This window comes from Kitasatospora sp. NPDC005751, assembly GCF_040630835.1.
Classification (GTDB): domain Bacteria; phylum Actinomycetota; class Actinomycetes; order Streptomycetales; family Streptomycetaceae; genus Kitasatospora.
Genome location: NZ_JBEXYC010000080.1, coordinates 1 through 22,305 on the forward strand (window position 1 = coordinate 1; position 22,305 = coordinate 22,305).

The 22,305-nt window shown below is 74.7% G+C and carries 21 protein-coding genes and 1 tRNA gene; 6 read left to right on the forward strand and 16 right to left on the reverse strand.

The window, feature by feature from the left end; all coding sequences use genetic code 11:
* Window positions 1-127: 127 nt before the first annotated feature.
* The 6 genes from mshC to ABZ497_RS34105 all read right to left on the reverse strand — a co-directional run bounded on the left by mshC (window position 128) and on the right by ABZ497_RS34105 (window position 6,050).
* Window positions 128-1,357, reverse strand: a complete 1,230-nt coding sequence (gene mshC / locus ABZ497_RS34080; RefSeq protein ID WP_359811325.1) for a cysteine--1-D-myo-inosityl 2-amino-2-deoxy-alpha-D-glucopyranoside ligase — start codon at window positions 1,355-1,357, stop codon at window positions 128-130.
* Window positions 1,358-1,576: 219 nt separating this feature from the next.
* A complete protein-coding gene (locus ABZ497_RS34085) occupies window positions 1,577-2,446 on the reverse strand; it encodes a carbohydrate-binding protein (protein WP_329486949.1) in 870 nt (289 codons plus the stop codon).
* A gap of 131 nt (window positions 2,447-2,577) precedes the next feature.
* The gene (locus ABZ497_RS34090) at window positions 2,578-3,495 is read right to left on the reverse strand and encodes a helix-turn-helix domain-containing protein (protein WP_359811329.1); all 918 of its coding nucleotides are present in this window, start codon (window positions 3,493-3,495) and stop codon (window positions 2,578-2,580) included.
* Between the two features lie 109 nt (window positions 3,496-3,604).
* Window positions 3,605-4,426 carry an SCO1664 family protein gene (locus tag ABZ497_RS34095; RefSeq protein ID WP_359811357.1) on the reverse strand — a complete coding sequence of 274 codons (822 nt, stop codon included), beginning with the start codon at window positions 4,424-4,426 and terminating at the stop codon, window positions 3,605-3,607.
* 29 nt (window positions 4,427-4,455) lie between these two features.
* A complete protein-coding gene (locus tag ABZ497_RS34100; RefSeq protein ID WP_329486951.1) occupies window positions 4,456-5,025 on the reverse strand; it encodes a DUF3090 domain-containing protein in 570 nt (189 codons plus the stop codon).
* Window positions 5,026-5,336: 311 nt separating this feature from the next.
* Window positions 5,337-6,050 (reverse strand): histidine phosphatase family protein, encoded by a 714-nt coding sequence (locus ABZ497_RS34105; protein ID WP_359811332.1) that lies wholly within the window; start codon window positions 6,048-6,050, stop codon window positions 5,337-5,339.
* A 178-nt stretch (window positions 6,051-6,228) separates the two neighbouring features.
* Here ABZ497_RS34105 and ABZ497_RS34110 point away from each other — a divergent pair, with 178 nt between their 5' ends.
* A complete protein-coding gene (locus tag ABZ497_RS34110) occupies window positions 6,229-7,212 on the forward strand; it encodes a magnesium and cobalt transport protein CorA (protein WP_359811335.1) in 984 nt (327 codons plus the stop codon).
* Between the two features lie 76 nt (window positions 7,213-7,288).
* On the opposite strand, the gene ABZ497_RS34115 is transcribed toward ABZ497_RS34110, so the two are convergent.
* On the reverse strand, window positions 7,289-8,338 hold the full coding sequence (locus ABZ497_RS34115; RefSeq protein ID WP_352297224.1) for an LLM class F420-dependent oxidoreductase: 1,050 nt from the start codon (window positions 8,336-8,338) through the stop codon (window positions 7,289-7,291).
* 340 nt (window positions 8,339-8,678) lie between these two features.
* Between ABZ497_RS34115 and ABZ497_RS34120 the strand changes: the two genes are divergently transcribed.
* The 3 genes from ABZ497_RS34120 (at window position 8,679) to ABZ497_RS34130 (ending at window position 12,906) form a co-directional block, all read left to right on the forward strand.
* Complete coding sequence (locus ABZ497_RS34120) at window positions 8,679-9,659, forward strand: aldo/keto reductase (RefSeq protein WP_329486955.1); 981 nt, start codon at window positions 8,679-8,681, stop codon at window positions 9,657-9,659.
* A gap of 225 nt (window positions 9,660-9,884) precedes the next feature.
* Entirely contained in the window at window positions 9,885-12,167 is a 2,283-nt protein-coding gene (locus tag ABZ497_RS34125; RefSeq protein WP_359811338.1) for a helix-hairpin-helix domain-containing protein, read from the forward strand.
* Between the two features lie 178 nt (window positions 12,168-12,345).
* Entirely contained in the window at window positions 12,346-12,906 is a 561-nt protein-coding gene (locus ABZ497_RS34130) for a cysteine hydrolase family protein (RefSeq protein WP_359811340.1), read from the forward strand.
* Between the two features lie 199 nt (window positions 12,907-13,105).
* Here ABZ497_RS34130 and ABZ497_RS34135 read toward each other — a convergent pair whose 3' ends face one another.
* Complete coding sequence (locus ABZ497_RS34135; protein WP_329486959.1) at window positions 13,106-13,711, reverse strand: hypothetical protein; 606 nt, start codon at window positions 13,709-13,711, stop codon at window positions 13,106-13,108.
* 330 nt (window positions 13,712-14,041) lie between these two features.
* On the opposite strand from ABZ497_RS34135, the gene ABZ497_RS34140 reads away from it, so the two are divergent.
* On the forward strand, window positions 14,042-14,251 hold the full coding sequence (locus tag ABZ497_RS34140; protein ID WP_329486960.1) for a DUF5703 family protein: 210 nt from the start codon (window positions 14,042-14,044) through the stop codon (window positions 14,249-14,251).
* 365 nt (window positions 14,252-14,616) lie between these two features.
* On the opposite strand, the gene ABZ497_RS34145 is transcribed toward ABZ497_RS34140, so the two are convergent.
* The 3 genes from ABZ497_RS34145 to ABZ497_RS34155 all read right to left on the reverse strand — a co-directional run bounded on the left by ABZ497_RS34145 (window position 14,617) and on the right by ABZ497_RS34155 (window position 17,627).
* On the reverse strand, window positions 14,617-15,432 hold the full coding sequence (locus ABZ497_RS34145; RefSeq protein WP_359811343.1) for a chaplin: 816 nt from the start codon (window positions 15,430-15,432) through the stop codon (window positions 14,617-14,619).
* Between the two features lie 346 nt (window positions 15,433-15,778).
* Window positions 15,779-16,024 carry a chaplin gene (locus ABZ497_RS34150; RefSeq protein ID WP_329486962.1) on the reverse strand — a complete coding sequence of 82 codons (246 nt, stop codon included), beginning with the start codon at window positions 16,022-16,024 and terminating at the stop codon, window positions 15,779-15,781.
* 256 nt (window positions 16,025-16,280) lie between these two features.
* Complete coding sequence (locus ABZ497_RS34155) at window positions 16,281-17,627, reverse strand: M20/M25/M40 family metallo-hydrolase (RefSeq protein WP_329486963.1); 1,347 nt, start codon at window positions 17,625-17,627, stop codon at window positions 16,281-16,283.
* 291 nt (window positions 17,628-17,918) lie between these two features.
* Between ABZ497_RS34155 and ABZ497_RS34160 the strand changes: the two genes are divergently transcribed.
* Window positions 17,919-18,006: transfer RNA gene (locus tag ABZ497_RS34160), tRNA-Leu, on the forward strand.
* Window positions 18,007-18,156: 150 nt separating this feature from the next.
* Here the strand turns inward: ABZ497_RS34160 and ABZ497_RS34165 are convergent.
* The 5 genes from ABZ497_RS34165 to ABZ497_RS34185 all read right to left on the reverse strand — a co-directional run.
* Window positions 18,157-19,407, reverse strand: a complete 1,251-nt coding sequence (locus ABZ497_RS34165; RefSeq protein ID WP_359811346.1) for a hypothetical protein — start codon at window positions 19,405-19,407, stop codon at window positions 18,157-18,159.
* A gap of 49 nt (window positions 19,408-19,456) precedes the next feature.
* The gene (locus ABZ497_RS34170) at window positions 19,457-19,726 is read right to left on the reverse strand and encodes a hypothetical protein (protein WP_359811348.1); all 270 of its coding nucleotides are present in this window, start codon (window positions 19,724-19,726) and stop codon (window positions 19,457-19,459) included.
* Window positions 19,727-19,807: 81 nt separating this feature from the next.
* Window positions 19,808-21,202 carry a chloride channel protein gene (locus tag ABZ497_RS34175; protein ID WP_359811351.1) on the reverse strand — a complete coding sequence of 465 codons (1,395 nt, stop codon included), beginning with the start codon at window positions 21,200-21,202 and terminating at the stop codon, window positions 19,808-19,810.
* A 185-nt stretch (window positions 21,203-21,387) separates the two neighbouring features.
* Window positions 21,388-22,134, reverse strand: a complete 747-nt coding sequence (locus tag ABZ497_RS34180; RefSeq protein WP_359811354.1) for a TetR family transcriptional regulator — start codon at window positions 22,132-22,134, stop codon at window positions 21,388-21,390.
* A 77-nt stretch (window positions 22,135-22,211) separates the two neighbouring features.
* On the reverse strand, window positions 22,212-22,305 hold a 94-nt coding region (locus ABZ497_RS34185), incomplete at its 5' end, for an acyl-CoA dehydrogenase family protein (RefSeq protein ID WP_132919430.1).

Genomic DNA, 22,305 nt, shown 5'->3' on the forward strand with positions numbered 1-22,305 from the left:
GGGGCGCCCCGGGGGGGGGGGGGGTGGTTCCCCTTGGCGTCCCTGCTGGGGTTTTCCCGCGGGGGTGGCGGCAGGGGGGGTGGGCGCCGGGACCAGCTGGTCCCGGCGCCCTCCGGCGTTCGCCGTCCTACAGCGCGATGCCGAGCAGCGCGTCCACCGTGCGGGAGACCAGGCCGGGCGCACCGATGTCGGTGCCGCCGTCGGCCTCCTGGCCGGCCGCCCAGCGGTCCACCGCGGCCAGCGCCGCGGGCGCGTCCAGGTCGCGCGCGAGCGCCTCCCGGACCTCGGCCAGCAGCGCCTCGGCCGGCGGGCCGTCCGGGCGGGAGACCGCGGCACGCCAGCGGGCGAGGCGCTCGACGGCCTCGTCCAGGGTGGCCTTGGTCCACTCCCAGTCCTCGCGGTAGTGGTGCGAGAGCAGCGCGAGGCGGATCGCCGCCGGGTCGACGCCCTCGCGGCGCAGCGCCGAGACGAAGACCAGGTTGCCGCGGGACTTGGACATCTTGTGCCCGTCCAGCCCGACCATGCCCGCGTGCACGTAGGCCTGGGCGTACGGGTGGCCGCCGGTGGCGACCTGGGCGTGCGCGGCGCCCATCTCGTGGTGCGGGAAGGAGAGGTCGCTGCCGCCGCCCTGGATGTCGAAGGACATGCCCAGGAACCGCAGCGCGATCGCGACGCACTCGATGTGCCAGCCGGGGCGGCCGTGGCCGAGCTCGGTGTCCCAGGCGGGCTCGCCCGGGCGGGCCGCGAGCCAGAGCAGGGCGTCCAGCGGGTGGCGCTTGCCGGGGCGGTCCGGGTCGCCGCCGCGCTCGGCGAAGAGCGGGCGCATGGCCTCCCGGGTCAGGCCGGAGACCTCGCCGAAGTGCGGCTCCGACTCGACCGAGAAGTAGATGTCCTCGTCCACCTTGTAGGCGGCGCCGCTCGCCAGCAGCTTCTGGACCAGCGGGACGATCCACGGGATCGACTCGACGGCGCCGATGTAGTGGGCCGGCGGGAGCAGCCGCAGGGCGGTCATGTCCTCGCGGAAGAGCGCGGTCTCACGCTCGGCGAGGGCCACCCAGTCCTGGCCGGTCTCGATCGCCCGCGCCAGCAGCGGGTCGTCGACGTCGGTGACGTTCTGGACGTACAGGACGTCGTGGCCGGCGTCCTTCCAGACGCGCTGCACCAGGTCGAACGCGTTGTACGTGGCGGCGTGGCCCATGTGGGTCGCGTCGTAGGGGGTGATGCCGCAGACGTAGATCCGGGCGGTGCCGTCCTGCGGGACGACCTCGCGGATACCGCCCGCGGCGGTGTCGTGAATACGAAGGGGGAGCCCCTGACCAGGCAGGGCGGGAACCTCGGAGGCGGGCCAGGCATGCATGGGAATCACTTTAACCGCGCGAACATTTGAAAGCCTAACCAGTACACAAGATCGACTGGATTCGGTTTCCGACGTTGCCTGAGCGGTTCCGGACTGATAGGGACCGGCTCCCGACGTGGTCCGCCCGGTACGGGGGCGGTTTCCGGGCGCGCGGATGAGCGCCCGGTCGGCCCTGCCGCCGACCGGGCGCCCGGCCCCTGGGGGACGCGGTCGGAGCCGCTACGACCGCTGCCAGAGGGCCGGCACGTTCGGCGGCTCCCAGCCGGTGATGGCGGTGTGCCCCTGGAGGCAACGGTAGGAGGCGCCGGCGTAGGTGACGCGGTCGCCCGCGTTGTAGAGGGTCCCGGCGGTCCAGGAGCCGCCGGGCGGGGAGGTCGGGGGTGCGGTGGTGGGCGTGGTGGGGTTCGGACTGGTCGGCGGCGTGGTGGGGGTCTGCGGCACGTTCAGGACGAAGTCGTAGGTGCCCTCCTTCGCCGAGCCGACCTGGCGGACGTTCATCAGCAGCCGCGCGTCGTAGATGGTGTCGGTGCTGTTGCGCGGCTCGCCGGGGAAGTAGAGCTGGGTGGTGAGCACCGGGCGGCCGGGCGCCTGGAGCTTGACGTGGATGTGCCGGGTGCGGCCCGGGTACAGGCCCGGCACGATGGTGGTGAGGGTGAACGCGCCCTGGGCGTTGGTGAACTGGTGGCCGCGGAAGGCGAAGCCGGTGTTGTCGTAGGCGCCGTTGACGTCGGCCTGCCAGAAGTCGAGCAGGACGTTCGCGATCGGGAGGCAGGCCCGGCCGAAGACGTAGCCGCTCACGGTGAGCCGGGTGCCGGGGGTGCTGTCGGTGATCAGCGACGTCCGCAGCGGGGAGTTCGGCTTGAAGTAGGGGCCCTCGGTCTGCTCGATCGTCGGCTCGTCGCCGTCGTGGCAGGCGGGGGTGAGGCCGGGTGCCTCGCCGGTGCCGACCCGGTCGCGGGCCAGTGCGACACCGCCGCCGATCAGCAGCGGGGTGGCACTGAGGACGGCGGCCGCCTTGAGGACGGTCTTGCGGCTGATCCGGCGGTCGATCAGGCCCTCCGGCCCGGTGGGCTCTTGGGACGCTGGCATGCGCCGACTCCTTCAGTGGGGGGTGTGGGGGGGAAGTGGGGGCGGCCCTTGTCATGGTGGGGGCATGACAAGGACCGGGCCGGCGGCCCACCCGTTCCGTACGGGCCGGTCACCGGCGGCCAGCAGCCAACCTACGGGGCGCCCGGGACGGCCGCGATGGACGTGATCCGGGGATCGTGGTGATTTCCTCCGACCCCGGCCCGGAACTCCCCCGGCGTCATCCCGGTCTCCCGCCGGAAGAAGCGGCAGAAGTACGCCGGATCGGCGAACCCGGCCTCCCGGGCGACCTGACGGATCGTCAGGTCGGTGGAGGCCAGCAGCCGTTTCGCCTCGAGCGTCTGCTGCTGGCGGATCAGCCGGCCGGGTGTGCAGCCGGTGGCCTGCTTCACCAGCGTCTGCAGATGGCCGGGCGACAGGCCCAGCTCCTGGGCGCAGGAGGCCACCGAGCGGTGCAGTCCGCCCGGGTCGGCGATCAACCGGGTGAAGGCGGTGGCCAGTTCGCTCCCCCGCCCGGGCACCGCCGGCCCCGGGCCGGGGGCGCAGGCACGCAGCGCCCGGACGATCAGGATGTGCAGGCTGGCCCGCAGCACGCCCAGGTAGCCGGACGGCAGCGCCCGGTACTCCTGCTCCATGTCGGCCAGCAAGGCGGCGATCGGCCCGGCGTGTTCGCCCAGGGACAGGGCCGGCCGGGAGGAGAGGCCGCGGAGCGCGGCGAGGTCGTCGGGGCGGGAGAGCAGGAAGTCCTCGTTGAAGAGCACCACCTGCCCGGTCAGATCGTCGGCGTCGGCCCAGTAGTGCACCTGTCCGGGCACGATCACGCACAACTGCGGCGGCTGCAGCGTCCGGTGGACCAGGTCCAGGACGTGGGCGCCGCGGCCGCCGGTGACGTAGACGATCTCGTAGAAGGAGTGCCGGTGGGGGAAGGAAGCCCGGGAGAGCGGGCCGATGGCGTCGAAGCTGCCGATCGCGAACGGGAGCAGGTGCGGCAGCGGGACCTGTAAGCGATGCAGCGGCAGGTCCAGGTGGGGGGTGGTCCGTCGCTCGTCCATCGGAGCAGTCTGCGGCCGAACCGCCGCACCGGTCCAGACCATTGCTACAGGGTCGGCAGGTCGGCGCCTCGGGCGGGCGCCGGTCCGGCCCCCCGCGGGGCGGTGCGGGTCAGATCGGCGGCCAGGGGATGGACGGCCAGTCCTGCGAGGGCAGCGGGTGGCGGCCGGTGCCGAGCAGCTCGGCCACCCGGGCGCGGGTGGCACCCAGTTCGGCTGCGGTCAGATGCGGGGCGAGCCGCTCGCCGAGCGCGCCGTCCAGTTGCTCGGCGAGGCCGCCCAGCACCGCCAGGGCGTCCTGCGGCAGCGGCTGACCGGCCCAGCCCCAGAGCAGCGTGCGCAGCTTGCCCTCGGTGTTGAAGGTGACGCCGTGGTCGATGCCGTAGATCCGGCCGTCGGCGGCGGCGATCAGGTGGCCGCCCTTGCGGTCGGCGTTGTTGAGCACCGCGTCCAGCACGGCGAGCCGGCGCAGCCGCTCGTCGTCCGGGTGGACCAGCAGCGCGGTGCGCCCGTCACCGACGTCGGCGCGCACGATCGGCAGCCAGCCGTCCTCCGGTCCGCGCGGGTCCTGGAGGGCGAGCAGCGGGTCCGCCTCCGGGTCGGGCTCCACCCAGAGCTGCACCATGCCGGGCCCGTGCGGACCGTCGCGCAGCACGGTGGGCGGGATCGGCGCCCAGCCGGTGGCGGCGGCGAGCTCGTACGCGGCGACCTCGCGGCCGGCCAGCGTGCCGTCCGGGAAGTCCCAGAGCGGGCGCTCGCCGGCCACCGGCTTGTAGACGGCCTGGGCGGTCAGCCCCTGCGGGCCGTCCAGCGTGACGCTGCAGTAGAGCGCGGCGTTGGAGGCGTCGGTCAGCCGGCCGTGGACGGTCAGCCCGCCCTCGCGCAGCAGGCGCAGCGCGGTCGGCACGTCGGCGGCCAGGGCGGCGCCGGCCACCGGGTCCGCCTGCGGTGGGGTCTCGGTGTTCAGCGCCGGTACCCGTTCGCGCGCGGGCACAGGTGGCCCTCCGGGTCGAGCGGCAGGTTGCAGAACGGGCAGGGCTTGCGACCGGCCGAGACGAGGTCCAGCGCGCGCTTGGCGAACACCCGGGCCATCGCGCCGGAGAGCCGCACCCGCAGCATGTCCGGGCCGTTCTCGTCGTCCTCGAAGACCGCCTCGGCGGCGTCCTCGCCCTCGTCCTCCTCGATCACCGCCTGTGCCTCGACCACCAGGCAGCTGTCGATGCTGTCCCAGGCCAGGGCCATCGTGCCGACCCGGAACTCCTGCTCCAGCGGCAGGTCCAGCGGGGCGGTGTCGAGCAGGTCCACCGGGGCGGCGGCGGGGATCGCGGAGTCGCCGCCGCTGCGCCGCAGGGCCTCGTCGAGGACCTCCTCGATCCGCTCGGCGAGCGCGGCGACCTGGGTCTTCTCCAGCAGCACGCTGGTGATCCGCCCCCGGGCGCTGGCCTGCAGGTAGAACGCCCGGGCGCCGGGCTGGCCGACGGTGCCGGCGACGAACCGTTCGGGCTGGTCGTAGAAGAAGACCTGACGGGGCACGCTCTCGCTCCGGATCGTTTCGATCGTCGTATGTCGGGTGTTGCGTGGGTGTCGCGTAGTCGTACGTCTGACGGGTGTGTGTCGTCTGCCTGTGGTGCGGGGCGCTCGGACAGCCGGACCGTCCGGGCGCCACCGCCCGCCCGGACACCGGTGGGCCGGTCCCGGCAGGCTCGCTAGTCACCCTACGACCTCCGGGCCCGGCCCGGGGAGCCGAGCCGGTGACCCGGGGCGGGTCCGCCGGGGTCCGCGCCGGTCGGGGCCGGTCCGCGGCGACGGCGGCCGGCGCGGGTGCCGGCGCCGGGGCGGGTCGGTCAGGCGGTGCCGCCGACCACCGCGTCCCCGGCCGGGGTCGCGTCGCCGCCCCGGTCGCCGTGGCCGCCGGCGCCCGGCTTCGGCGCGAGCGAGGAGAGGTCGCCGGTGTCGCCCATTCTCAGCACGAAGGGGCGCTGCGGGGTGTAGCGGATCGCGGTGACCGAGCAGGGCTCGACGGAGATCCGCTGGAAGTGGTCGAGGTGCAGGCCGAGCGCGTCGGCCACCACCGCCTTGATCACGTCACCGTGCGAGCACGCGACCCAGACCGCGTCCTCGCCGTGCTCGGCGGCGACCTTGGCGTTCCACTCGCGGACCGCGTCGACCGTGCGGTGGCTCAGCTCGCGCAGCGACTCGCCCCCGGGGAAGGCGGCGGCGGCCGCGTGGTCCTGGACGGTGCGCCAGAGCGGCTCCTTGGCCAGCTCGGACAGCGGGCGGCCGGTCCAGTCGCCGTAGTGGCACTCGCCGAGGCGCTCGTCCTCGGCCGCCGCCCCGAGCTCGGGGCGGACCGCGAGCAGCGGCTCCACGGTCTGCCGGCAGCGCTCCAGCGGGCTGCTGACGACCTGCGCCACCGGGATCGCGGCGAGCCGGCCGGCCAGCGCGGCGGCCTGCTCGCGCCCGGTGTCGTCGAGATCCACGCCGGGTGTCCAACCGGCCAGGATTCCGGCGGTGTTCGCGGTGGACCGGCCGTGACGGACGAGCAGCAGCGTGGGCATGGAGCCCAGCGTACGGCCTCCCGGCCGGGTCGCGGGCGAGGGGTGGGGGTCCGCGGCGGCGGGTGGCGGGCGAGCGGCGGACCGGTGGCGCGGCGGAGGGGGCCGGGTCGTGTGGAGCGCCCGTGCAGAGCGAGGCGTTGTGCCGCCACCGTTCCCGCCGAGGGGCCACAATGGCCCGATGATCGTCCACTGTGCCATCTACCGCGACGGCCGCCGGATCGAGGCGCCCGAGGACCACACCGGCGCCCTCGCCGCCGCGCGGGCGGCCGGCAAGGGCAGTTTCGTCTGGATAGGCCTCTTCGAACCCACCGTCGAGGAACTCGACCGGGTCAGCGAGGAGTTCTCGCTGCACCCGCTGGCCGTGGAGGACGCCGTCAGCGCCCGTCAGCGCCCGAAGGTGGAGGCCTACCAGGGCTCGCTGTTCGTCTCGCTCAAGACGCTGGGCTACCACCCGGGCGGGCACGCGGTGACCAGCGGCGAGGTGATGATGTTCGTCGGCGAGGACTTCGTGATGACGGTCCGGCACGGCGCCGACAGCCCGCTCGGCGAGCTCCGGGCGGAGCTGGAGGCCCGGCCGGAGGTGCTGAGGTACGGGCCGAGCGCCGTCCTGCACTCGGTCTGCGACACCGTGGTGGACGGGTACGTCGACGTCGCCGTCGGGCTCCAGGCCGACCTGGACGAGCTGGAGGCCGACGTGTTCGCCCCCAACCGGGTCGGCCGTGACACCGCCGGCCGGATCTACGGCTACAAGCGCCAGCTGGTGACCGTCCGCCGGGCCACCGGCCCGCTGCTGGACCCGATGCTGCGGCTGGAGCGCGGCGGCGTGCCGTTCGTCCGCCCCGAGGCGCTGCCGTACCTGCGGGACGTCGCCGACCACCTCGCCAAGGCCAACGACCAGGTCGAGGGCATGGACCGGCTGCTCTCCGACATCCTGAGCGCCAACCTCGCGCAGGTCAGCGTGCAGCAGAACAACGACATGCGGAAGATCTCGGCGTGGGCCGCGCTGGCCGCCGTGCCGACCATGATCGCGGGCGTGTACGGGATGAACTTCGACCACATGCCCGAACTCCACCAGGTCTGGGGGTACCCGGCGGCGGTGGCGCTGATGGTGCTGGTCTGCCTGGTGCTGCACCGGGTGTTCAAGCGGCACGACTGGCTGTAGACCCCGTCCGCCCGTCCGTCCGTACGCGGGGCGCGGGGGGCACGGAGCGGTCGGCCCGTGCCCCGGCGCCGCCGGATCAGGCCAGACCGGCGCGCTCCATCGCCTCGACGCCGGTGCGCAGCGCCCGGACCCGCTCCTCCAGGCTGAAGCCGGCCGGCGCCAGGGTCAGCGTGGTGACGCCCGCGTCGGCGTACGCCTGCATCCGGTCCGCGATCCGGGCGGTGTCGCCGACCAGCGAGGTGGCGTCGATCAGGTCGTGCGGCACGGCCGCCGCGGCACCCTCGTAGTCCCTGGCCAGGTACTTCTCCTGGATCTCGTCGGCCGCCTGCTCGTAGCCCATCCGCCGGGCGAGCTGGTTGTAGAAGTTCTTCTCCTTGCTGCCCATGCCGCCGATGTAGAGCGCGGCGTAGGAACGCTGGGCGTCGACCCCGGCCTCGATGTCCTCGCCGACCGCGATGGTGACGGTCGGGCAGAGGTCGAAGCCCTCGTCCAGGGTCTTCCCGGCCTTGGCCCGGCCGGCCCGCAGCGGGTCGAGGGAGAGCGCGGCCTGCTCGGGCGCGAAGAAGATGCCGAGCCAGCCGTCGGCGATCTCGCCGGTCTGCTCCAGGTTCTTCGGCCCGATCGCGGCGATGTACAGCGGGATGTGCTCGCGCACCGGGTGCACGGTGAGCTTGATCGGCTTGCCGGGCCCGCCGGGCAGCGGCAGCGTCCAGTTCGCTCCTTCGTGGACCAGCCGCTCGCGGGACATCGCCTTTCGGATGATCTCCACGTACTCGCGGGTGCGGGCCAGCGGCTTGTCGAACTTCACGCCGTACCAGCCCTCGGAGACCTGCGGGCCGGAGACCCCGAGCCCGAGCCGGAACCGCCCGCCCGAGAGGGTGTCCAGGGTGGCCGCCGTCATCGCGGTCATCGCCGGCGTGCGGGCCGGGATCTGGAAGATGGCCGAGCCGACGTCGATCCGCTCGGTCTTGGCGGCAACGTACGACAGCACGGTGGCCGCGTCCGAGCCGTAGGCCTCGGCGGCCCAGCAGACCGAGTAGCCGAGCCGGTCCGCCTCCTGGGCGACGGCGATGTTGTCGGCGTCCATGCCGAGGCCCCAGTAGCCGAGGTTGATACCGAGTCGCATCTGCCATGCCTTCCAGTCGGGTTGTCCGTGAGGGTAACCGCACGTCCGGCGGACATGCTACTGGCCGGTAGCTGTGGGCTGGGCCACATTCGGACCCGCCACCCGGGTGCTGATCGTTCTGCGGGTCTGCGCATCTGCCCGGGCACCGGCCGCTACGCTCAGCCGACGTGGGGACGCCTCTCCCCACCTGCGCGTTTGCCGGGCCCGCGCGGACGGGGCGAGCGGCCCGGGCGCGGGCGGCACCGGCGGCGCCGGGGGCGCGCGCGGTTCCGGCGGGTTCAGCAGGACGAGTGGTTTCAGCGGTATCAGCGGTGTTGTCGGCCAGTGGAGGGCCCGTCCGATGGAAAAGCGTCACCTCGGCCGTACCGGGCTGCAGGTCTCCCGGCTCGGCCTCGGAACCATGACCTGGGGCCGCGACACCGACGAGCACGAGGCCGCCGAGCAGCTCAAGGAGTTCGTCGACGCGGGCGGCAACCTGGTCGACACCGCCGACGTCTACGGCGACGGCGGCGCCGAGTACCTGCTCTCCCGGCTGACCGACAACCTGATCCCCCGCTCCGACCTGGTCATCGCCACCAAGGCGGGCAGCGTCCCCGACTCCGCCCGCCGCTTCGACGGCTCGCGCGGCCACCTGCTCGCCGCCCTCGACGCCTCGCTGCGCCGGCTGGGCACCGACTACGTCGACCTCTGGCAGGTGCACGCCTTCGACCCGGCGACCCCGGTCGAGGAGACGCTCAGCGCCCTGGACATCGCCGTCACCTCCGGGCGCGCGCGGTACGTCGGCGTCTGCGACTACAGCGGCTGGCAGCTCGCCCGCGCCGCCACCTGGCAGCGCGCCCACCACGGCCGGGTGCCGCTGGCCGGTGCGCAGCTGGAGTACTCGCTGCTCCAGCGCGGCCTCGAACGGGAGGCGCTGCCCGCCGCCCGGGAGGCGGGCGTCGGGCTGCTCGCCTCCTCGCCGCTCGGCCGCGGCGTGCTCACCGGCAAGTACCGGCACGGCGTCCCGCAGGACTCGCGCGGCGCCTCGCCCTACCTGTCCGGCTTCGTCCAGCCCTACCTCGGAGAGCGCTCGCGGCGGATCGTGGACGCCGTCGCCACCGCCGCCGACGGGCTGGCCAGCAGCCCGCTCGCGGTGGCGCTCGCCTGGGTGCGGGACCGGCCGGGGGTGGCGAGCGCGCTGGTCGGGGCACGCACGGTCGCACAGCTGCAGTCGGCACTGTCAGTCGAGGCGCTTACGCTTCCGGGTGAGATCCGTGGTGCGCTCGACGACATCTCGTCGCCGGTCCACCGCTATCCGGACCAGGGGTGGACCGAGCTCTAGGGCTCGCGCCGCCGCCGGACAGGCCGGATCTCGACGACCGACGACCGACACACTGAGGGTTGACGGCCGACGACGGACGTGATGCCCCGACCCGACGCGGGCCGGCTCGGCCCCGGCACGGTCGGGCCCGACCCCGCGCGCCGCCCGTGGCGGCCGCGAGCGGCGGCCGCTCCGGGCGCGGAGCGGCCGGCGCCCCAGCAGTGGAGTGATCTTTTGGAGCGAACGATGAGTGACACGGAGAACGGCGCTCCGCAGGAGTCCCCGGCGGCCCCGGGGACGGACGGCGCCGACAAGGCGGCCGCCGTCGCGGCGCTGGCGGAGGCGATCCGGGTGGTCGGGCAGCAGTCGGCCCGCCCGGGCGCGCCGGCCTCCGGGGACACCCCGCGCGTCCCGGGCGCCGCCGCGGGTTCGGACGCCCCGGCGGGTGGCGCCGCCCCGGCGGGTCCCGGTGAGGCCGCGCCGGCCGCGGCACCGGCCGCCGCCCGCCCCTCCCGGTACCAGGCCGAGACCGACGAGCAGCGCGCGGAGGCCCTGCGGGCCACCGCCGAGGTGCTGGCCGCCGGCGGTGCGCCCACCGACCTCGCGCCCGCCGCCGTGGCCGCCTTCGGTGACGGCGCCGCCGAGGAGCTGCGCGCCGACCCGTGGACCGTGCTGACCCTGCCCGGCGTCCGTCCCGAGCACGCCGACGGCTTCGCCCGCGGGCTGCTCGGCCCTGCCGCCGGCCCGGGCGACCCCCGCCGGGCCCAGGCGCTGGTGCCCTGGCTGCTGGAGCAGGCCGCCCTGCGCGGCCACTCCGCCGTGGAGATCGGCGAGGTGACGGCCGGGCTGGACCGCCTCGGCCTGCCGGACGCCGCCGCCGCGCTGCAGTCGGCCGTGGTCGACGGCCGGGCGATGCCCTTCCAGGAGGAGCTGACCGGCGCCGAGGCGCACTCCGCCGGCGGCGACGAGGACGACGAGCCGCCGACCCGCACCGTGCTCGCGCTGGAGCGGCTGGCCCTGGCGGAGGAGAGCCTGGCCGACGGCCTGGTCCGGCTGATGTCGACCTTCGTCCCCGGCGTGGACGGGTCTGGCGAGGTGAACGAGGCGGCCGAGGCGGCCGAGGCGGACGGCGGCGAGGGCGGGAGCGGCGAGGAGGCCGAGCCCGCTCCGGCGGCGGACGCGCCGGCCGACGGGGACGCCGCCGAGGACGCCTCCGACGACCCGGCCGGGGGCGCCTGCGCCGAGGACGCCACCGAAGACCCGGCCGCCGAGGGCGTCGACGAGAGCCCGGCCGTCGAGGGCCCGGCCGGCGGCGCCGACGCTCCCGGTACACCCGCCGCCCCCGGCCCGGCCGCCTGGGAGGCGGCCGCCGCCGCGGCGCCGTCCTCCTCGGCGACCGCCCTGATCCGGGCCGCCGCGGAGAGCGCCCTGGTCACCCACACCGGTGGCGAGGCCGCCCGCGCCGAGCCGGTCGCGCTGGTCCGCGCCGCCGCCGGCCTCGGTCTGCGCGCCTGGGCCGCCACCTGGACCGAGCAGGGCCGGGACGCCCTCGCCGGGTCGGCCGACGAGCCGCTGCCCGCCGCCACCCTGGCCGAGCTGCTGTCCGGCACGGCCGGCCCCGGCCGGTCCTCGGACGGCACGCTCGCCCTCGACGTCCTCGTCGTGCTGGACGCCCCGCTGCTGGACGTCGAGCTGGCCGCGACCCTGCTGGAGTCGCTCGCCGACGGCACCCGGCTCGTCCTGAGCGGCGACCCGGGCCAGCTCTGGTCGGCCGGGCCGGGCCGGTTCTTCGCCGACCTGCTGACCGCCAAGGTCTGCCCCTCCGTGGCCTCCCGCACCCCGGACTTCGGTCCGATCGGCGAACTGGTCTCCGGCATCGGCATCGGCGAGCTGCAGCCGGTCGAGGCGCCGGACAAGGAGGTGGTCATCCTGACCGCCAAGGACGGCGGCGAGGCCGTCCACCGCGCCATCCAGCTGCTCACCGACTCCATCCCGCGCGCGCTCGGCATCCCCGCCGAGCAGGTGGTGCTGCTGACCCCCGGCCACGGCGGCTCGGCCGGCACCCGGGCGCTGAACGCCGCCGCCAAGGCCGCCCTCAACCCCGGCCCGGGCCGCTTCGGCGGCTTCGACCCGGGCGACCGCGTGGTGGACTCCCCCGCCCCCGGCGTCGTCCGCCCCGCCCGCGTGCTCGACGGCGACGCCACCGGCCTGCACCTGGAGTACCCGGACGGCTCGCGCCGCAGCGTCCCGCCGGCCGAGGCCGGCCGGCTGCGGCACGGCTGGGCACTGACCGTCCACCAGGCGGTCGGCCGCCGCTGGCCGGGCGCGGTCGTCGTCCTCCCCGAGGACGCCGGCGCGGCCCTCACCCGCCAGTGGGTCTACACCGCGTTCGGCCGCGGCGAGCGCCACCTCTCGGTGGTCCACGCGGCCGGCCCGGCCCTGCCCCAGGCCGTCGCCGAACGCCCGGCCGCGCCGCGCACCACCCGGCTGCGGGCGATCCTCGCGGAGAACGCCGCCCAGGCGTACTGAGGGGTGTTCGCCAGGTCGCGCGCGGACCCGGCGGGACTTGGCGAACACCCCTAGCGCGCGGGCGCGGAGGGGGGACCGGGCCGGTCCCCCCTCGGCGCCGGGGCCGGTCCGCTGTCGGAGGGTGGGTCTAGCGTGCTCCGGGGCCACCACCGTGGCCGGGTACGAGCAAGGGGAGATCATGACCACACTCGAAGGCCGTCCGCGGACCGCGCTGCTCGTCGTCGACGTGCAGAACGGCGTCGTCGAGGAAGCGCACGAGCGCGACGCCGTCGTCGCCAACATCGGCCGCCTGGTCGCGAAGGCCCGCCACGAGAAGGTCCCCGTCGTCTGGGTCCAGCACTCCGACCCGGACCTGGAGCCGGGGAGCGACGGCTGGCGGATCGTCCCCGAGCTGACGCCGGGCGACACCGAGCCGCTGGTCGGAAAGACCTACGGCGACTCCTTCGAGGACACCGAGCTGGAGACCGTGCTGGCGGGCCTCGGCGTCGGCCGGCTCTTCGTCGCCGGCGCGCAGACCGACCAGTGCATCCGCTCGACGCTGCACGGCGCCCTCGTCCGGGGCTACGACGCGGTCCTGGTCGCGGATGCCCACACCACCGAGGACCAGACCGCCTGGGGCGCGCCGCCGCCGGCCCAGGTCATCGCCCACACCAACCTGTACTGGACGTACCAGACGGCACCCGGCCGGACGGGCGGCACGGTGGGCACCGAGGACGTCGATTTCGGCGCCACGTCCTGACGGCCGCGCCACGCGGCCGGGAGGGCCCCCGGGGTGCCGACCCCGGGGGCCGACGGGAATGTCCGAAACCATGCGCTCGCAGAAGCGTTCGAGCAGCCGGCCGGGAGCTGCGGGGCCCGGGCCGTCCTCCCCGCCCCGGCGTCCCGCTCCGCCGCCCCGGGCAGGCGGGGCGGCGGAGCGGGCGGTGGCGGAGCTCAGGTCACTCGTCCGGGTCCTCGTCGTCGTAGACCTCGCTGACGTCGAACCGGCAGATCAGCAGCTGCGGGTCCGCGTGCTCGAAGGGCTCCGGCAGCCACTCCCCCGGCTCGGTCGGCTCGGCGGCGGCGACCCAGAGCGTGGAGTCGCCCTCCTCCAGGCCGAACTCCTCGCTCCGGGCGGCGATCTCGTCCGGCTCGTACTCGCCGAACAGCACACCGATCGCGGCGTTCACCTCGCCCGACCCGCCCCCGCCCGGGGTCAGCGAGTCGTCCAGCCGCTCGGCCTGGGCGCGCAGCCGCTTCGGATCGACCACGTGGTAGTCGCGGCGGATCAGGACGCTGATCGCCTCGGGCTGCTCGGGGCCGTTGTACCCGCCCGGTCCCTCGTCGCCGGGGACCTCGAACGGGGTGACCTCGTCGTAGACCTCGTAGAGGAGTTGGTCGTAGGCGATGGCCGCCGTCGCGAGCTGCTCGTAGGCGGTGAACACAGCGGGATCGTCCGCTGCGCTGGGGCTTGACACCGCTTCCAGATGACGGTCGATGGCGGCCTTGACCGCCTCGGCGGCGGCGCGTACCTCGGCAATGGTGGGCTGCGCGGCATCAGACATGGTGCAGACGCTATCTCCCCTCGGTGTCGGTACGCACAGCGGTTGTCACCTACACCCGCGATTTCACCGCAACTTCCCCCCTGATGTCCGATCCGCGTGGTTCTGTACCCGCGCACGCCCGCGCGGAGCGCGCGGATCCGGCACGGCGGAGCCGCCCGCGTGCCGCTTCCACGGGCCCTGATCGGGGTATCCCGTCCACAGCGGAAACGGAACTGATGAGCTGTCAGGCGTACGCGCGGGGCCCCGCCGGGAGGGCGGCCGAAAATACCCGGGCCCGTTGTCGGAGGCAGGCCGTAGGCTTGCTCGCAGGTGTCCCTCAGGAGGAGCGTTTTGACTTCACCGAAGCCGGTCCGGCAGCCGGAGTACGAGTACCAGTCGTTGCGCATGCCGCGCGGTACCTCCCGCAACGCGGCGCGCCAGCTGCTCACCGACCATGCCGAATACGGGCATTGGGAGCTGGACAGGCTGCGGCTGTTCCCGGACGGTAGCCGGACGGTGCTGCTGCGGCGGCGAATCATCCGGCAGGTGCGGAGCTGGTGACGGGCCCCTCCCGCTGACCGGTACGGGCTGCCGCCTCCGCACGCCTCCTCGGGCCGGGGCGTCGCGCACGACCCGGCCTGGTGCCACCGTTCACGCTGCGTGGCCGAGCGGGTCGTCGGTGTGTGCGCTCCCGCCGGTCCGGAGCCGTCCGTCTGTGGTGCCCGCGGCCGTCCGTGGTTCGGACGGCCACGGGCACCACGCGTCCACACCCGGGCTCGCACGGCGCTCACCGCCGTGCCGCCGCCGCACCGGGGGTTCGACCCGGGGTGCCGCGGCGGCACGGCCGCTCACTCAGGCCGGAGCCCGCTCCGGCGTCCGCCCCGCCGCCCCGGGCGGGAGCGACCCGCCGGGCACGTGGTCGACGCTCAGCGCGCGCCGGCGCGGGCGCGGCGGTAGAGCACGCCGCCGCCGAGCAGCAGGGCGAGGCCGGCCGCGCCGAGCAGCTCGGTGCCGCCCGCACCGGTCGAGGCCAGCTGGCTGCCGGCCGCCTCGGGAGCGGCGGTGCGCGCCGATGCCGGCACGGCCTGACCGCTCTGGCCGCCGCCGGCCGCGGGAGTGGTCGCGCCGGGCGCCGCCGGGGTGGTGGCGGACGGGCTGCCCGTCCGGGGGTTGCCGGGCGTGGTCTCACCGCCGCCCGGGTGCGACGGCGGTGTGGACGGCTGACCGGTGGGCGGCGGCGGGTTGTGCGAGCCGTGCTCCTCGGGGCAGTCCTCGTCCGGCTTGGCGGGCGGGGTGGTGGCCACCGACGAGCCCTCGTTCCCACAGGCGTTCCCGAAGGCCGGGTTGCCGACGCCGACCACGTCGACCGAGTTGCCGCAGGCGTTGACCGGGACGTGCACGGGCGCCTGGACGCTGTTGCCGGAGACCACGCCGGGCGAGCCCGCCGCCGCACCGGAGGCGGACGACCCCGAGGCGCTGTGGCCGCCGCCGGGGTGCCCGCTGACGTTGGCGCAGTGGTTGCCGTACGCCGGGTTCAGCACGCCGATCACATCGACGGTGTTGCCGCAGGCGTTGATCGGCACCTCGACCGGTACCTGCACCGAGTTGCCGGAGGCCACGCCCGGCGAACCGGCGGCGCCCCCCTGCGCCTCGGCGCCCGCGTAGGCGTAGCCGGCGGTCGAGGCCAGGACACTGCCGGTGGCCACGGCCGTGAGGAGCCCCTTCTTGGCTACATTCCTCATATTTTCCCCTGACGTATCGAGACGACGTGATGACCTATCCGAAAGTCGGAATTTCCGACGAACGGGAAAGGTCTTCGAGTGCACAGGAGACAACGAGGCGCAAGCGGTGAGGTTGAGCCGAAAGAACCCTATTCACCCGATCGAGTGAGGCACGGCAACAGGCTGACGGCTCGCCGATTCCCGGCCGTGTCCGGACGCACAAGCGCCCCCGGGTGGCGCGTCCGCCACCCGGGGGCCGAGTGAGTCGTTCCGGTGATCGGCCCGTCGACCTGTCGGCCGGTGCCCCACCGGCCGGTCGACCCGTCGACCGGTCATCCGGTCATCGCGCGCTCAACGCGCGGGCGCCTTAGAAGTTGGCGCAGTGGTTGCCGAACGCCGGGTTCAGCACGCCGATCACGCTGACGGTGTTGCCGCAGAGGTTCACCGGGATGTGCACGGGAATCTGAACCTGGTTGCCCGCGACCACGCCCGGGGAGCCGGCGGCCACACCGTTGGCGGCGGCGCCGCCGTGGGCGGACGCGACACCGGCGGCGGCCAGCACCAGGCCACCGGTGGCGGCGGCAACGGCAGCGATCTTCTTGACCTTCATCATTCCTCCTGTATGAGCAGCGCAACCCGTTCGGCGGGCTGCATAGGAATGAACGACGGTGTGGCAAACGGGGTACGGAACCTCTTCCCCATTCACCCGCAACGGTGATGACCCGCACGGATGATCGATCCGTGGATACTGGCAGAATCGTTTCTCTCGATCTCCATTTCCCGGTCCCAAATCATTAGCTCGGACAATGCGGACGGCCCGCCCCCGGAACCCCGGGAGCGGGCCGTCGTCCCGCGGGCGGGAGGGTCGTTCAGCAGGCGTCGATGAAGCGGTCCAGCACCCGCACGCCGAACTTGAGCCCGTCCACCGGCACCCGCTCGTCCACGCCGTGGAACATCCCGGCGAAGTCCAGCTCCGGCGGCAGTTGCAGCGGCGCGAAGCCGAAGCAGCGGATGCCGAGGTCCTGGAACGACTTGGCGTCCGTCCCGCCGGACAGGCAGTACGGCACGGCCCGCGCGATCGGGTCCTCCGCCTGCAGGGCGCTCTGCATCGCCTCGACCAGCGCACCGTCGAAGCTGGTCTCGATCGCCTTGTCCGAGTGCAGGCTCTCGCGCTTCACGCGCGGGCCGAGCACACTGTCCAGCTCGGCCAGGAACTCCTCCTCGTAGCCGGGCAGGAAGCGCCCGTCCACGTGGGCGGTGGCCTGCCCGGGGATCACGTTGACCTTGTAGCCGGCGCCGAGCATCGTCGGCTGGGCGGTGTTGCGCAGCGTGGTGCCGATCATCTTGGCGATGCCGCCCAGTACCCGCAGCGTCTCGTCCATGTTCTCCGGGTCGAGCCGCACGCCGAGCGCGTCGGACAGCTCGTCCAGGAAGGCGCGGACGGTCTTGGTGATCCGCAGCGGGAAGGTGTGCCGCCCGAGTCGGGCCACCGCCTCGCACAGCTCGGTGATGGCGTTGTCGTCGTTCTCCATCGACCCGTGCCCGGCCCGGCCCTCGACCGTGAGCCGCATCCAGTGCATGCCCTTCTCAGCCGTCTCCACCAGGTAGAGCCGGACCTGGTCGTTGACGGTGAACGAGAAGCCGCCGACCTCGCCGATGCCCTCGGTCACCCCTTCGAAGAGGTCCGGGTGCTTGTCGACCAGGTACCGGGCGCCGTAGGTGCCGCCCGCCTCCTCGTCCGCCACGAAGGCCAGCACCAGGTCCCGCGGGGGCTTGCGCCCGGTCCGCAGCCGGTCGCGCACGACGGCCAGCGTCATCGCGTCCATGTCCTTCATGTCGACCGCGCCGCGCCCCCAGACGCAGCCGTCCGCGATCTCGCCGGAGAACGGGTCGTACGTCCAGTCCGCCGCGTTGGCGGGCACGACGTCGGTGTGCCCGTGGATCAGCAGGCCCGGACGCGAACGGTCCTCGCCCTCGATCCGGACGACCGTCGAGGCCCGCCCCTTGGCGGACTCGAAGATCTGCGGCTCGATGCCGAACTCCGCGAGCTGCTCCGCGACGTACTCGGCGGCCTTGCGCTCCCCCGGGCCCGAGCCGTCGCCGTAGTTGCTGGTGTCGATCCGGATCAGGTCGCGACAGATCCCGGCGACCTCCGACTCGGCCGTCACCTTCGGCGCCGCCGCCCGCCCCGCCGTCGACTCGCTCCGCTCGCTCACGGTCACTCCTCGTCTCTGGCCCGCACCGACGCACCGGCGCCTTACCCCCGGGACCTGCACCCGGGCGTACGAGCACGTCCGCCCATCCTCCCCCAGGCCCCCAGCCGTATCCACCCCGCGGGCCCCCGGGAACCGAGGCGAAATCCGCTGGTCACACCCCCGCCACAGAGCACCCCTTGCCCAGGTCACCGCCCCTGCCCGACGATCCGGGGCCGTTTTGGGAGCGCAAGCCGATCTTTGCTACAGTTACATCTGTCAGCGCGGCCGACGAGGCCGCGGAGACAACACCCGGTCCGGGTGGCGGAATGGCAGACGCGCTAGCTTGAGGTGCTAGTGCCCTTTATCGGGCGTGGGGGTTCAAGTCCCCCCTCGGACACCAACGAAGACCCCTGTTGATCAGGGGTCTTCTGCGTTTCCCGGGCACGGTGGGAGGACCCCCCGGCCCGGCGGGGCGGTCACCGCGTGAGATCTCCGCGTCCGCCGCCGGGCCTCGCCCGCGCCGCCGGACCGGAGCGGCCGCCATGGCTGGTCAGAGGCCGTGCTCGTCCAGGATCCGCAGGAGGTTGCGCTTGCGCCGGTGGTCGGCCCGCAGGGCCGCGAGTTCGGCCGCGAACGCCGGCTCCGTCCCCAGGGCCCGGTGGCAGGAGCGGACCTCCCGCAGCAGCCGGGCCAGCTCGCGGTAGCGGGCGTCGCCGGTGAGCGGACCGAGCCGCTCGATCGCGCGGCGGTACCCCTCCAGGGCGTCCCCGGGCCGGCCGGGGTCACCGGGGCCCGGTCCGGCCGGCGGCCTCGGGCCCGGGACGCCCTTGCCGGCCGCCCGTGCGAGGGCGCGTTCGGCCTTGGCCAGCTGCTTCATCAGGTCCTTCTCGGCCCGGCCGGCGGGACTGCGCCGGGCGGCCTCCTCCGCCCGCTCCCGGACCCGGCGCAGACCGGGCCCGCCCAGCAGGTCGCGGTAGTCCGCCAGCTCCGCCTCCACCAGGTGGTCGTGGCCGCCCAGTAGCCGGTCGACCAGCCAGTCGGCCAGCTCGGCGCGGTCCGGCGGCGCCGACCGGCAGGCCTCCAGGTGGGCCTCGTCGAGATCGGCGGCGACCCCGCCGACGCACCCGGCGGAGTCGTCGATCCGGTCGTACGCCCGGCCGAGCAGCCGGATCGCCTCCCGCGCCAGGGCGATCGCCTGCCCGGCCTGCCCCTCCGCCGTCAGCGCGCGGACGGCGGTCACCGCCTCGCCGGCCTGGAGGGCGTACGCCTGCGCGTCCGCGTACTCGACGTACCCGTAGCGGCTGAAGCGGCCCACCGCGAGCAGATCGGTGATCCGGGAGCGCAGTTGGGCGGGATCGGCCTGCGCGGTCGCGGCCCGGAGCTCCAGACGACGCCGCAGGGTCCGGTCGCCGTCCATCAACTCGCGTACCAGGAGCAGCAGGTCCTCGCGCGAGCGCGAGCCCAGCCAGGACTCCAGGCTGCCGGCCCGCGCCGTCGCCTCGGCCTTGAGCCGGGGCAGCTCGTGCCACTTCTCCAGCACCACCAGGCCCACCGCGACGCAGTGCTTGCAGAAGTTGCCGTCGAGCCCGTAGGGGCAGTCGCACTCGCCCGACAGCCCGTACTCCGCGTCGAGTTCGAGCACCACCTCGTAGGCCTCGGTGCCGCTCACGACCGCGGTGAACCGCTCCGCCCCGACGTCGAGTTCGGCGACCGCGTCCCGGTAGCCCCGGCCCCGTTCGAAGGAACGCGGCCCGGCCAGGCCGCTCAGGTCGTCCTCGGTGAATCCGGCGCTGCTCGTCACCCTGTCATTCAAGCAAACGGCACCGGCCGGCCGACCGGATTCGGTCGCCTCAACGGGCCGCCCAGACCGGGCAGGCCGGGTGGTGGCGGTGGGTGCGGATGATGGTCCCGCCGAGGGAGCGGTGCTCGGTGGTGGAGACCGCGCAGCAGCGCGGTGCCGCGGTGGCGGTCGCGGGCCCGCGCGAGGAGGCCGGCGCGCTCGGGCCCGGCACGGTGGCCGGGGCGGAGGTGTGCTTCGGGGCGAAGGTGTGCGCCGGAGCCGGCGTCCGGTGCGGGGCGGCCGAGCGGCGGCGTCGGCGGCGGGGAGCAGAAGTGGTCACGGAGCGAGACTGCCCAGGTCTCGGCCGGTGAATCCGGGGCTCACCCGGATGGACGACGGGCGGCCGGGGCGCGGGCGCCCGTCAGCCTTCGGCCGGCCGCTCCGGCGGGGCCCCGCCGGCGGGCTCGGCCCCGGCCCGGCGGCGGCCGAGCCGGTGGATCGTCTCGGCGACCACGAAGGCCGTCACCGCGGCGACGATCAGCAGCGGCATCGAGTTCGCCGAGTCGGCCCCGAGCAGTGCCGACGCGAGCACGGTGCTGGTGACCGGCAGTCGGGTGACCGCGGCGGCGGAGGCGGCGAGGCCGGCCGCCAGCCCCGGGGCGAAGCCGAAACCGGGCAGCGGCCCGCAGGCGATCCCCAGGGTCGCGCCGATCAGGAGCGCCGGGAAGATCGGACCACCGCGCAGGCTGCCCAGCGCGATGCCCCAGCCGAGCGCCTTGCAGACCAGCAGCGCCAGCAGCGCGCCGACCGGCCAGGACGCCGGATCGGCGGCCAGCTCGCCGAGGGTGGCCTGTCCGGAGAGCGCGGCCTCCTCCGGCGAGCGCCCGGTGAGCAGCGCGTACGCGGTGATGCAGGCGCCGACGGCGACGGCGCAGAGCACCGTCCGGACGGCCGTGGCCCGCCGGGTCGGCGCGGGCCGGTCCGGGAGGCCGGTGACGTACCCCTTGACCCGGGTGCCGAGGAGCCGGCCGGTCACGCAGATCGCCGCCACCACGACCGCGAGCGGGACCCCCCAGAGGAAGTCACCCGGGTCCGGGACGCCGGACGGCGGCTCCGAGGGCAGCGAGAGGGCCCCGATCGACAGCCCCGTCCAGTGGCCGAAGCCGGTGAACACCAGCGCGCCGATGCCGCTCGCCAGCAGGCACGGCAGGATCAGCGCCGTCAGCTGCGGCCCGCCGAGGCCGGCGCCCTCGATGATCATCACGGCGGCGACCAGCGGACTACCGAAGATGGTGGAGATCGCCGCCGCCGAGCCGGCCGCGCCGAGCACGGGCCCCAGTTGGGGCTTGGCGGTCAGCCAGGCGGGCCGGACGGCGAGCAGGGCGAGGCCGCTGCCCAGGGCCATCAGCGGCGCCTCGGGACCGAGCACGACGCCGAGCGGCAGACAGGCCAGGGCCGCCAGCACCACGCCGGGTACGGCGACCGGGAGGGTGGGCGGACCACCGAGTCCGTCCACCGGGACGTGGCCGCCGCGGCCGGGCAGCCGGGTGACGATCGGGGCGAGCAGCAGGCCGGCGAGCAGCAGCGCGGGCAGCGGCCACCACCAGGGCGCCCGGTCCAGGCCGAGGCTGTCCGGAAGGCTCTCCCAGACCCAGTGCTGGAGTTCGTGCTCCAGGCTGACGAAGCCGAACGCGGCGAGCGAGACGGGGATGCCGACGACGGCCGAGATCAGCAGGAGGACCAGGTAGCCCTTCTTCAGCAGTACCGCGCGCACGGCCTCGGGTCCGCCGACGGGCCGACCGGTCTGCTCGGGCATGCCCGCTCCTTCGCGCTCACCGGAGCCGGCCGCTGCCCGGTCCCGTCCTGGGACCGAGTCTCGCCCGCGGTACCGGCGCCCGCGCGGTGGTCGGCGCTCCGGCGCGGCGCGCCCCGAGCGGGTTGCGCCGTACGGACGAGCGGGCGCCCGGGTCGGTCGGCGCCGCGCGCCGGGGCCGCGGCCCGTCAGGCCTGCGGGACCTGCCGGGACTCCTCCAGCGCGCTCTCGATGCCCTGCACCATCCGCCAGAGCGGCGCCCGCCGACTGGCGACCAGCACCACGACGTCGTCCGCCTCGCCGTCCGGCACCGCCTCGGCCGGCCGGTCGCTCCAGGTGCCGGTGACGAAGGCCATCGCCGCGTCCACCTCGGTGGTCCAGTCGCTCTCGCCGCCGGAGCGCAGCCAGGTGCGCAGCGCGTGGTTGTGCGCGGAGACCACCGCGGCCGCGATCACGTCGGCGCGCAGGGCCCCGTCGGCCCGTGCGGCGAAGCGCCCGCGCAGGTAGTGCGCGAGCATGTGCTCGTAGCGCCAGACCACCGACAGCTCGTACGCCCGCAGGCCGGGCACCTTGCGGGTGAGCCGGTAGCGCTGGACGGAGAAGGACGGCTGCTCGGCGTACATCCGCAGGACGAGGCGGGCGGCGTCGCAGGCGTGCCGGACCGGGTCCTCCTCGCCGGTGCCCGACTCCAGGAACTCCGTCATCTCGGCGAGGCTGCGTTCGTGGTCGGGGAAGACCACGTCCTCCTTGGCCGGGAAGTAGCGGAAGAAGGAGCGCCGGCCGACTCCGGCGAGCGAGACGATGTCGTCGATCGTGGTCTGTTCGAAGCCCCGCTCCAGGAAGAGTTCGAAGGCGGCGGCGACGAGCGCTTCACGCATCGCCGGCTTCGGCGGACCGTCGTTCATGGGCGGGTCCTGCTCTTCCTTCTCGCTCATTCCCGGAACATAGCACCGGCTTCGAACAGCCGGGCCAGGTGTGCGGCGGGGTGCCCGCGGCACCCCGCCCGCGGCCGTTACGGCAGGTTGCGGGCCATCACGATCCGCTGGACCTGGTTGGTGCCCTCGTAGATCTGCGTGATCTTCGCGTCCCGCATCATCCGCTCCACC